Genomic DNA, 10719 nt, shown 5'->3' with positions numbered 1-10719 from the left:
CGATCGTTACAGCTTCCTTTCGGTGCGGGAGTCTGTCTTACTTTTTGCTTTCGTCGCATATGATCAGGTATGCGAAGCAATGCGCCGCGATAGAGGCATCGTGGATGATCGGTACGGCGTGCGCTGGATCGAGCGATGGATTCGGCGGCACGAGTACAGGCTGCCTGCGCGCATGTGATCGGCGGAGGAACCGGATCGGATGACGGCGGGCAATTCGCTTGCGTTGCCGGCAGGGGCCAACTGGATCGTTCCGGTATCCGGCGAGGGGCAGACTTGCCGGTTCGTGCGGCCGACGGAGCGTTGGACAAAACCGGAAGGCTGCCGCGGAATGGCGTGGCTGCGGCGCGGGAGCGGGGTGATCGCATTGGGACACAACCTGCGTGCATCCGTCGGAAAATTGTTACGTGACAACTTCAAGTCGTGATGAATGAGTTTATATACTGAATGCGTGTAACACGTCGGCTAGGCGAATCTCCGATTCGCGCACCCCAATAACCGGTCTTCCAGCCCGGTCGGCAAGCTTGCATCAACGCGATCCGCCATTCCGTGGCAAAACGCCTATAATGATTGGGCAAATTGCCGGAGAGAGGTCATGAGCACCATCGCTTTTCATCCTTCGGGCGTCGCCCATCCGCGTCAGGCCGAATTCACGATACTCGAGCAACTGCTGGCGATCCGCGTCCGGTCGGGCGCGGACCTGGCCGAGCTGGCAAGTGCGCGCGTCGACGTGTCGGTGATCGACCGGCTGTCGGAGCGCGGGCTGAAATCGGACGAGCTGGCCTTCATCATTCCACGCCGCACGCTGAGCCATCGGCGCCAGGCGCACGAACGCCTGTCGCCGGAGGAATCCGACAAGGCGATCCGTCTTGCACGCATCGTCGCGCAGGCGACGGCCACGTTCGGCGACCAGGACAAGGCGATGGCGTGGCTGCGCAACGGGCTGCAGCGCTTCGGCGGCCGCACGTCGCTCGACATGGCGAGCACCGAGCATGGCGCGCGGCTCGTCGAGGAAGTCCTCACGCAGATCGACGAGGGGTACTTCGCTTGACGACGCTGTGGCGGATCAGCAATTACGCCGACCTGAAAGGCATCGGTGGGTTGCGGGCCGGCGGGCGCTGGCATTTTGCCGGGCAGCCCGTCGTGTATCTCGCCGAGCATCCGGCGCTCGCACTGCTCGAGACGCTCGTTCATTTCGAAATCGCCACCGTCGCGCAGTTGCCGAGCGGATACCAGTTGCTGCGCATCGAGGTGCCCGATTCGGTGGATGTCGCCGAAATCGCGGAAGGCGACGTGCCGGACGACTGGCAAACGAATGTCGACTGGACGCGCAGCACCGGCACCGAATGGCTGCACACGCAGCCGAGCGCGCTGTTGCGCGTGCCGAGCGTCGTCGTGCCGCACGCGCACAACTTCCTGCTGAATCCGCTGCATCCGGCGGCACCCGAAATCCGCATCGCGGAAGTCATGCAATCACCGTACGACACGCGGATTCTGCGGCTCGTCCAGTCGAAGCCGGGCGAATAGCGGACAGAAAAAGGCGTGCGGTCAGCGCTCGTGTGCGGCGCGGTCCGCGGCTGCATCGGGCGGTAGCGTCTGCCGGATGCGTGTGACCGTTCGCGTGCTGACGAGACCAAGCATCGCACTGACATCGGCATGCGCGTGGCCGGCGAGCAATTGCCGGCGCGCATACGTGTTGCGCAGCACGCGCGGGCTCATGTCCGCTGCGTGGAAGCCGATTGCGTTCAGCGCGTCGCGTACCACCAGCAGCAGGAACATGTCGTTCATCGCGCCACCGCCGCGCGGTGCGGGGAACAGCAGCGTCGATGCCCGCGTGTCTGCCGAATGCGCGCGCCATGCGGCGAGCGGCGCCAGCACGAACCCGGCAAGTTCGATCCGGCGCGCTGGCCGCGCGCGATCGCGCGGCACGGACAACGCCGGTGGCCGCGCGTCGAGATCGGGCGCGTCGCAGGGCATCGCCCGAATCTCGGCCGACGTGATGCCGCTCGCGAGCAGCAGCGCGACGATCGCACGATTCCGGCAGTCGGCCGAGGTGTCGTCTGGTCGAGGCTGGACGTGACGCTGCAGCGCCGCGTCGGCGTCGGGCGGCAGGTAGCACGGCTCCGGCTCGCCGACCGGCCATGCAAGATCGCGCGTCGCCCGGCCGGCCGGATGGATCGTCCGCACGCCGGTGTCGACCAGGTGCCGGCTCAGCCGGTCGATCAGCTTCGCATAGCGCACGCGCGTCGACGTGCCGGGCGTGCAGGTGCGGTCGAGTTCCGCGAGGAAAGCCGCGACCTGGTCGGGCCCGAACGTGGCCAGCGACACGCGGTGTGCGACCAGGTGGCGCAGGAACCGCTCGAACATCGCGACGTGCTGTACGACCGAACGCGGCGCGAACGGCCGGCGGCCGGCGCCGGTCGCGGCGGTTTCCTGCCATGCGCGAAACGCGCCGACGGGGTCGTGAATCCAGCGATTCGTGTCCATCCACGATTTATAGCCGGACACGGTGACGCCGGCAATCGTCTCCCGATGTCCAGGCGGCCGGTGCGCCCCGACGCAACCGGCGCGTCAGTGCGCGATACGCGTGTCGTCGACGCCGTCGTTGTTCATCGTCAGGTAAACAAGCACGAGCAACAGCGTGATGAAGAAGCGGAATGCATCCGGCACGCCGTTCCATTGCTTCGACATCCACATCCCGAACCATTCGCCGCCGACCGACATGAACGCGACCTGCCACGTGAGGAAGCCGAGCGTCAGGCCGGCGATCGCGCACGCCTTGGCCGCCCGGAACGCCGAATCGTCGGCGCGCCGTGCGCGCAGCAGCCGGATGCCGCCGATCCAGCACAGCACGGCCGTCAGCGTTTCCATCGAAATGATGCCGATGTAGCCGGCGTGATGGATCCACGTCGTGCCGATCGCGCGATACATGATCCCGTTGCCCGGGAAGGTGGTGTCCATCAGGAACACGTGGTGCACGAATGCGAAATTCGTCGCATAGTCGGTGATGTTGCCGAACGCGACGAGCGATGCAAAGAAAGCCATGGCGAGCACCATGGCTGCCTTGGAACAACGAATCATCATCATGGACTCCGAAATGAATGGGCAGGCGAAAGCGCGACCGTGCGGCGATGAACCGGCGTTCGGGGTGAGACCTGCGTAAATGTGCACGGCTGAGCCGGCGGATTTGCGTGCGTGTGCACGGCGGCGCGGAGATCGGGACTGGAAAACCTGAAGCCGGTGCGGCGTCGAGGAGACGCGCGCGCCGGCTGGATCGAGTGCCCGCGCCAGGAGGGAGCGGCGATTGTCGGCCGAACCGCAGGCGTCGTCAAGCAGGGCGCGGCGTGCCCGTGTCGCGCAGCAGCGCTGCCTGCCGCTGCCGTTATGCGTCGCGCGAAGGTGCCGCGGCCGCGCCCCCGTGCGCCCGTCCGCTCAGCCGCGCGAGCGCGGCGAATGCCAGTTGCGTCGCGATGGCCGCGAGCGTGCCGGCCGCCATGCCGTTGCCGAGCACGATCTGCACGGGTGCGCCGAAATGGCGATACAGGTTCGGCACCAGGATCGGCGCGAGGCCGACCACCAGCGCGGCCGCGAGCGTGTACTGGTTGGCGCGTGCGTGCAGGTCGACGCTTGCGAGCAGCCGGATGCCCATCACGCCGATCATCGCGAACACGACCAGCGCAGTGCCGCCGACCACGGCGGCCGGAATCGCATACGCAAGCCGCGCGAGCGGCGCGAACAGCGCGATGACGATCAGGATTGCGCCGGCCGCGGCCGTCACGTAGCGCGAGCGCACGCCGGTCGTCTGGACGACGCCGATGTTTTCTGCGCTGGTCACGATCAGCGGCGTGCCGAACAGCGCGCCGGCCAGCGACGCCAGCGCGTCGCCGCGTATCGTCTTCGGCACGTCGCGCGGCAGCGAGATCGTCTTGCCGCACGTCTCGCCGACGGCGACCGTCTGCGCGGTGGCCTCGGCCATCGAGATCGCGGTGAAGATCAGCAGCGGCAGCGCGGCGAGCAGGTCGAAGCGCGGCATTCCGAACGGCAGCCACACCGGATGCGTGAACAGCGGTCCGTGCCACACGTCGGCGAGCGCCGGCATTGCATCGAGCGCCCAGCCGAGCGTCGCGCCGGCCACCAGCCCGATCAGCACGGCGAGGCGTCCGGCCGTGCCGCGGAATGCACCGGCGGCGGCGACGGTGGCGACGATCGTCGCCAGTGCGAGACCGAGCGCGCGCGGCTGTGCGAAGTCGGCCGAGCCGGGCTGGCCGACGACGATCGTCGCGTAGATCCGGATCAGGTTGACCGACACGAGCAACAGCATCGCGCCGACGACGATGCGCGGAAAGAGCCGCAGGCAGCGCGTGAAGACGGGCAGCAGCACCCAGTAGAACGCACTGGCGAGCAGCGCGGCGCCGGTTGCAGTGGGCAGCCCCGATTGCGCGGCGATGCCCGCGAACAGCATCGTCGGAGCGCCGCCGGGCACCATCACGAACGGCAGGCGTGCGCCGATCGGGCCGGCGCCGAGCGATTGCACCAGCGTGCCGATGCCGCACGCGAAGAACGTCGCGCCGATCAGCTGGACCGTCAGGTCGCCCGGCAGCGCGAGGACCTTCGCGATCAGGAAGACGGCCGTGATCGGCGACGCGGCCATCGACAGCACGTGCTGCAGCCCGAACAGCGCGAGCTGCCACGCGGGCAGCTTGGCATCGACGGGCGGAGAGATCGGATCGTGCGGCACGGCAGGCCCCTCGGAAGCGAACGGCGAAAACGGCCGGAAACCGGCGGCGAACGGCGTGTCAGGCCCGCAGCCAGGGCAATTGCGCGGCGCTGTAGCGGAACGTCTGGAACACGCTGTTCAACTGGCCCGGGCCGGTCTTGCGCGCCGCTTCGTCCGGGTATTCGGCGAACCACGGGATCACGTATTCCCACACGACCTCGCCGGCCGGCGTCACTTCGAACAGCCGGCCCGTCGACGATTCGGTGACGTGCGTGTTGCCGTTCGGCAAGCGTTGCGCGTTGCCCATGAACGGTGTGTAGAACAGGTTCACGACATCGTCCGCATACGACCACACGACACGTTGCGTCGCCGGGTCGATTTCCACGACGCGCGAGAATACGACGTGCGCGCCGTGGCGGAAATTGCCGTTGTCGAACGCGAGGATGTTGCCGTTCGCGAGCGGCACCGGCGCATGCTGGTGCGACACGACGTCCGGTCCGATCCGCAGGTCGACGCGGCCGGTTTCGCGGTTCACGGCAATGATCCCCGACGTCGTGCGCAGGCTCATCAGCACGCGGCCGTTCGCATCGACCGCGAGACCGTTGACGAGCGGCCAGTGATAGCGGCCGAAGCCTGCCGCGATCGGAAAATCCTCGGGCCGCAGATGGTCGCGCGCGTGCCATTCCCACACGATCTGGCCGGCGCGGTTCACTTCGCGGATCACGTCCGTATACATCACTTCGTCTTCGCCATGCGCGGTGCCGCCCGGCACGCGCTGCGCGAACGCCGCGTCGGCCGGTTCGCACGCGGCGTAGAGCAGGTTGCCGTTCGGCAGCCACTGCGCGTCGTGGTGATGCGCGGGATCCTCATGGCGCCACACGGTTTCGCCTTGCGGCGTGACCTCGTAGAAGTCGCCGCCGTGCCACATCGACCACGGCGCATAGCGCGATTCGGAGCGCGGGTGGTTGCCGTTGTAGCCGAGATTGCCGTTCGCGAGGATGACCGCGTGGCGGCCGGGGCGGACGGGCATTTTCCACTGGTGCGCGACTTCGCCGTCGATGCCGACGAGGTAGACGTTGCCGTCGGCCGTCTGCGGGGCGATGAGCGTATAGCCGCCCGCGGACAGCGCGGGATCGTGGGCGATGAGGCCGACGCCTCGGCGGCGCTGGGTGATTTGGTCGACGGTCGTCACTGCGGTCTCCATTCGAATCGGATGCGGGGATGCAGCGGAATCTAGACGATCCGGCGCGTCGGTAAAATCGGATTATTCTTGACGGCCTGTTCGGAAAAATCTAACGGTACCCCCATGCGTTCGATATCGCAGACATTCCGCTGTTTCGACGAAGTCGCGAGGCGCGGCTCGATTCGCAAGGCGGCCGACGTGCTGCACCTGACCGCCGCGGCGGTGCACCAGCAGATCCGCAATCTGGAGGAGCAGGTCGGCGTGCCGCTGTTCGACCGGCTGCCGCGCGGCATGCAGCTGACGCTTGCGGGCGAGATCGTGATCGCGGCCGTGCGGCGCGGCCAGCGCGACTTCGACAACGCGCTGACGCAGGTCGAGGATCTGCGCGCGCTGCGGCGCGGGCACGTGAACCTGGCCGTGCCCGCATCGACGGCCGAGAAGCTCGTGCCCGACGCGATCCTCGCCGCGCTGCAGCGCTATCCGGGCGTCACGTACAGCGTGCGCTCGGGCAACGGCGAGAACATCGTGCGCTGGGTCGAGACGGGCGAGGTCGACATCGGCTATGCGCTGCGCCGGCGCACGGCGGCGAGCGTCGTCGAGGTGCGCGCGTTCGCGCAGCCGCTGGGGGTCGTCACGGCGCCCGGTCATCCGCTGGCATCGGCGGGCGGCAAGGTGCGCATGCGCGACTGCTTCGCGCACCCGCTGATTCTGATGACGCCCGACACGGAGCTGCGCGCGATGTTCGACCAGATCGATGTGCGGCAACCGCGCACCGTGCGGCCGCTGGTCGAGACGGGCTCGGTGTCGATGGTGCGACGCCTCGCGGCCGAAGGTGCGGGGGTCGGCTTCCTGATCGCAGAGAACGTCGCGGACGATGTCGCCGCCGGGCGGCTCGCGTGGACCCCGCTCGCCGATGCGGGCGCGCGCTCGTTCAGTTGCATCTATCAACGGGCGGACATGAGCGCGACCGTCGCGATGACGATGTTTCTGGATTTTTTCTCGGAGGCGATCGAAACGATGGAGCGCGGATTCGCGCCTGGCGGCAAGGCAGCCGGCATGCGCCGCCGGGCGGCAACGTAGCGACACCGGTCGCATTGCCTGATCGCGATGCCATGCAGCAGCGAATCCGCAGGCCGGTCCGGTGATGTTGCGCGTGCAACGTCCGGCTGCATTACGTCATACCCTTATTGCGGAAAAAATTTTGTTCATGGGACTATCGAACGCGTTGCCCGTGCACCGAGGGGGTTGCAGGCAACGTGAAGTCCATCGCAACGACCTACAAGAACATCGGCAGACAATGAACAGAACAGCGATTTTTCCGTACGCGTCCGCGTTGCTCGCGGCCGCCCTGTTGACCGCATGCGGCGGCGACGTCGAGAACGAAGCGGGCCGCACGACGACACCTTCCACCGATGCGAGCTGCCTCGCGGTCGACAACAGCGGCGCGACGGTCGTGGTGGGCTCGAACCAGCCGGGCGATCCGTCGCTGCCGGAAGCATCGTCGGGCTATCGCACCGGGATGAAGCCCGTCTATGCGAAAACGTACCTGGTGGCCACGTCGAACGCGTACGCGAGCGCAGCCGGTTGCGCGGTGCTGAAGAAGGGCGGCACGGCTGCCGACGCGGCGGTCGCCGTGCAGGCCGTGCTGGGCCTGACGGTGCCCGAGGCGACGGGGCTCGGGTCGGGCGGCGTGCTGCTCTACTACGATGCGCGCAGCAAGACGGTGCAGGCATACGACGGCCGCGAAACCGCGCCGGCCGCCGCGACGGAGAACTACCTGCGCTACGTCGACGACACGACCGACCATTCGGCGCCGCTGCCGAACGCGCGCGCGAGCGGCCGCTCGATCGGCACGATCGGCGTGCCGCGGCTCATCGAGGCGCTGCAGCAGGATCATGGCCGCCTGCCGTGGCAGAACCTGTTCGGTGATGCGATCGCGCTCGCGACCAACGGTTTCCCGATCGGCGGCCGGCTTGCCGACGCGATCGCCTCGAATGCGCCGAACCTGAAGCGCGACCCCGAGGCCGCCGCGTACTTCCTGAACGCCGACGGTTCGCCGAAGACGCTCGGCACCGTGCTGAAGAATCCCGCGTACGCACATACGCTGACGCTGATGGCGCAATCGGGCGCGAATGCGCTGTACACCGGGCAGATCGCGCAGGACATCGTCGCGAAGATCGCGGTGACGAAGGGCGCGGACGGCTCGACGCTCACGCCGGGCAAGACGACCGTCGCGGATCTGGCCGCGTATCAGGCGAAGCGCCGCGATCCCGTGTGCACGACCTATCGCAGCTACTGGGTCTGCGGGATGCCGCCGCCGTCGTCGGGCGGCATCGCGGTCGCATCGGCGCTCGGCATTCTCGAGAATTACGACCTGAAGTCGCTGAAGCCGACGGCGATCGATCTCGAAGGCGGCAAGCCGACCGTCGCGGGCGTGCACCTCGTCACCGAGGCGGAACGGCTCGCGTATGCCGACCGCGACAAGTACGTGGCCGATACGGATTTCGTGCCGCTGCCGGGCGGTACGTGGGACACGCTGCTGAACAAGCCGTACCTGAAATCGCGCGCGGCGCTGATCGACACGACCAGGAGCATGGGCACCGCGCAGCCCGGCAATCTCGGTGCGGTGCCGCTCGGCGTCGACACGACGCTGATCGAGCATGGCACGAACCAGTTCACGATCGTCGACGGCGACGGCAACGTGCTGAGCGCGACGACGACGGTCGAGTCGAGCATGGGCTCGTTCCACATGACCAACGGCTTCCTGCTGAACAACCAGCTGACCGACTTTTCCGCGAACCCGGTCGACACGTCCGGCAATCCGGTGGCGAACCGGCTGCAGCCGGGCAAGCGGCCGCGCAGCTCGATGGCGCCGACGATCGTGTTCGGGCAGGCTGCCGACGGCTCGCGCGGCGACTTCGTGATGGCGACGGGTTCGCCGGGCGGCGGCACGATTCCGCAATACGTGGTCAAGACGCTCGTCGGCGCGCTCGACTGGGGCCTCGACGCGCAGCAGTCCGCGGGGCTCGTCGATTTCGGCGCGAGCAACAGCCCGACGACCACGGTCGGCGGCGAGCATCCGAACGTCAACGCGGCGAACAACGGTGCGAACGATCCGCTGATCACGGGGCTGCTCGCGCTCGGGCACAAGGTGTCGACGTCCGCGCAGGCGAGCGGCGTCAACACGGTGATGCGCGTGACGGCCGGCCAGTCGCCCGTGTTGCAGGGCGGCACCGATCCGCGTCGCGAAGGCGTCGTGCTCGGCGATACGTTCCGGCCGTAAACGGACGGAACACGTACGGCCCCGATCTGCCGACGGGCAGTCGGGGCCGTATTGCTTGAAGGGACGGCAATGACGAACGCACACCTGCTCGAACTGGACGCCGCGCTGTCGGCGCCGGGCTTTTTCGATTGCCTCGGCGACGTCGATGGCGATACCGCGCTGGAGCGTCGCGATGCCGAACCGTTCGATACGCAGTGGATGGCGGCGTTCGATGCAATCGACGGCGATCCGGCCGCGGCGATCGACAAGCAGTCGGTGGACGCGCTGCGGGAAAAGGCATACAGGCTGGCGTTCCGTGCATCGGGTCATGCCGGTGTGGCGGCCTGCGTGTCGGACGACATCGAGCTGATCGCGAGGAACCGGTTGTCGGGCCGCCCCGGCAACTGGCCCGAACAAATCCTTTGGGATGCTTATAAAAGCGGCCGGTTTCCCTGCTAGCCGCGTGACCCTGCGCCTGTCTCCCGACGCTCGGCGGGCGTGCCCGTCGCGATCGCGGTGCTGCTTGCGTTCCATGCTGCCGGGTTCGCGCCGGTTCACCGTCAAATACGCGAGCCATCCTGCTGCAAGCCTCCGATTGTCAAACAGTGTGAGTCAATCGTCAGCATTTGCAACGGAAGTAACAGTCCCCGCAATTCGACTGTTTTGCGTGCCGGCGCCGCTACATTAGCTCCACCTGCCGCACGTCGCGGCGAGGCATGCGACAAGCCGCACGAAGGCGGCCCGCAGCAACAACGTCTTTGGGGAGAATGACCATGAACAAGATTCGTACGATTCTGCTGGGTGCCGCTCTGACGGCGATGGCGACTTCGGCTGCATTTGCACAGACGGCCCAGACGGGTGCCCAGGGTGCCGCAGGCGTCGGCGCACAGGTCCAGACGCCGCTGCTCGGCGGCGGCGTGGGCGTGCAGGCGGGCGCTGGCGCGAATGCGGCGGGCTCGGGTTCGGGCGCAGGCAACGCCGTTGGCGGCGCGCTGAACGGTGTCGGCAAGACGGTCGGCGGCGTGGGCTCGGCAGCGGGCAATGCGGTCGGCGGTGCGACGCAGGCGGTCGGCTCGGCAGCCGGCACGACGAAGGATGCGGCGGCATCGGCCGTCCACTCGACAAAGGCGCACGTGAAGCATGTCTCCGGCTCGGCGAAGAGCCATGCACAGGGTGCCGTGTCGACGGCGGGCGACGTGGCGGGCGGCACGAAGGCGAAGGCCGGCGAAGCGCTCGAAGGCACGACGAACGCAGTGAAGGGCGGTGCATCGGTCGGCGTGAAGGGCTCCGCGTCGGCACAAGGCGGCGCGCTGTAAGCGACACCCATCCCGCCAGGACCCGGCCCGCTTCGATGCGGGCCGGGTTTTTTTATGGGTGCGCGTGGCCCCTGCCCAATGCCCGCGCGCCATGCTTAAATAGCAGGGCTCCCGGCCGCCGGGCCGCCGCAATGACGGCGCCGGCCGATCCGGGCCAGCATGTCCGATCGACATCGTGACGACAGACGACACAAAAAGCACCGTTCCGGCTTGCCCGGCGCGGTCCGATAACATTCCGAGGCAT

At 67.7% G+C, this 10719-nt stretch carries 10 protein-coding genes; 6 read left to right on the top strand and 4 right to left on the bottom strand.

Going from position 1 to position 10719, the window contains the following annotated elements; all coding sequences use genetic code 11:
* The first annotated feature begins 592 nt into the window (after positions 1–592).
* Positions 593–1048 carry a type II RES/Xre toxin-antitoxin system antitoxin gene (gene parS, locus ACWMMN_RS37310; RefSeq protein WP_031403156.1) on the top strand — a complete coding sequence of 152 codons (456 nt, stop codon included), beginning with the start codon at positions 593–595 and terminating at the stop codon, positions 1046–1048.
* Positions 1045–1524, top strand: a complete 480-nt coding sequence (locus ACWMMN_RS37305) for an RES family NAD+ phosphorylase (protein ID WP_059241067.1) — start codon at positions 1045–1047, stop codon at positions 1522–1524. Before parS ends, ACWMMN_RS37305 begins: the two co-directional genes overlap by 4 nt.
* 21 nt (positions 1525–1545) lie before the next feature.
* On the opposite strand, the gene ACWMMN_RS37300 is transcribed toward ACWMMN_RS37305, so the two are convergent.
* From ACWMMN_RS37300 to ACWMMN_RS37285, 4 genes are all read right to left on the bottom strand, one after another.
* A complete protein-coding gene (locus ACWMMN_RS37300; RefSeq protein ID WP_486424290.1) occupies positions 1546–2484 on the bottom strand; it encodes a tyrosine-type recombinase/integrase in 939 nt (312 codons plus the stop codon).
* An 84-nt stretch (positions 2485–2568) separates the two neighbouring features.
* Positions 2569–3081 carry a DUF2165 family protein gene (locus tag ACWMMN_RS37295; RefSeq protein ID WP_174994615.1) on the bottom strand — a complete coding sequence of 171 codons (513 nt, stop codon included), beginning with the start codon at positions 3079–3081 and terminating at the stop codon, positions 2569–2571.
* Between the two features lie 298 nt (positions 3082–3379).
* On the bottom strand, positions 3380–4735 hold the full coding sequence (locus tag ACWMMN_RS37290; protein ID WP_486424289.1) for a uracil-xanthine permease family protein: 1356 nt from the start codon (positions 4733–4735) through the stop codon (positions 3380–3382).
* A gap of 58 nt (positions 4736–4793) precedes the next feature.
* The gene (locus ACWMMN_RS37285) at positions 4794–5918 is read right to left on the bottom strand and encodes an aryl-sulfate sulfotransferase (protein ID WP_059241064.1); all 1125 of its coding nucleotides are present in this window, start codon (positions 5916–5918) and stop codon (positions 4794–4796) included.
* Between the two features lie 102 nt (positions 5919–6020).
* On the opposite strand from ACWMMN_RS37285, the gene ACWMMN_RS37280 reads away from it, so the two are divergent.
* The 4 genes from ACWMMN_RS37280 (at position 6021) to ACWMMN_RS37265 (ending at position 10475) form a co-directional block, all read left to right on the top strand.
* Positions 6021–6977 carry a LysR family transcriptional regulator gene (locus tag ACWMMN_RS37280; RefSeq protein WP_486424288.1) on the top strand — a complete coding sequence of 319 codons (957 nt, stop codon included), beginning with the start codon at positions 6021–6023 and terminating at the stop codon, positions 6975–6977.
* 217 nt (positions 6978–7194) lie between these two features.
* On the top strand, positions 7195–9180 hold the full coding sequence (locus tag ACWMMN_RS37275) for a gamma-glutamyltransferase family protein (RefSeq protein WP_059241062.1): 1986 nt from the start codon (positions 7195–7197) through the stop codon (positions 9178–9180).
* A gap of 69 nt (positions 9181–9249) precedes the next feature.
* Positions 9250–9618 (top strand): hypothetical protein, encoded by a 369-nt coding sequence (locus ACWMMN_RS37270; protein WP_059241061.1) that lies wholly within the window; start codon positions 9250–9252, stop codon positions 9616–9618.
* Positions 9619–9932: 314 nt separating this feature from the next.
* Positions 9933–10475: a hypothetical protein gene (locus ACWMMN_RS37265; RefSeq protein WP_174994609.1), complete on the top strand. Its 543-nt coding sequence runs from the start codon at positions 9933–9935 to the stop codon at positions 10473–10475.
* The last annotated feature ends 244 nt before the right edge of the window (positions 10476–10719 follow it).

The organism is Burkholderia cepacia complex sp. TUM26381, assembly GCF_057439935.1.
The sequence above is the reverse complement of the archived record's forward strand: the minus strand, read 5'-3'. Positions and strand labels throughout refer to the sequence as shown.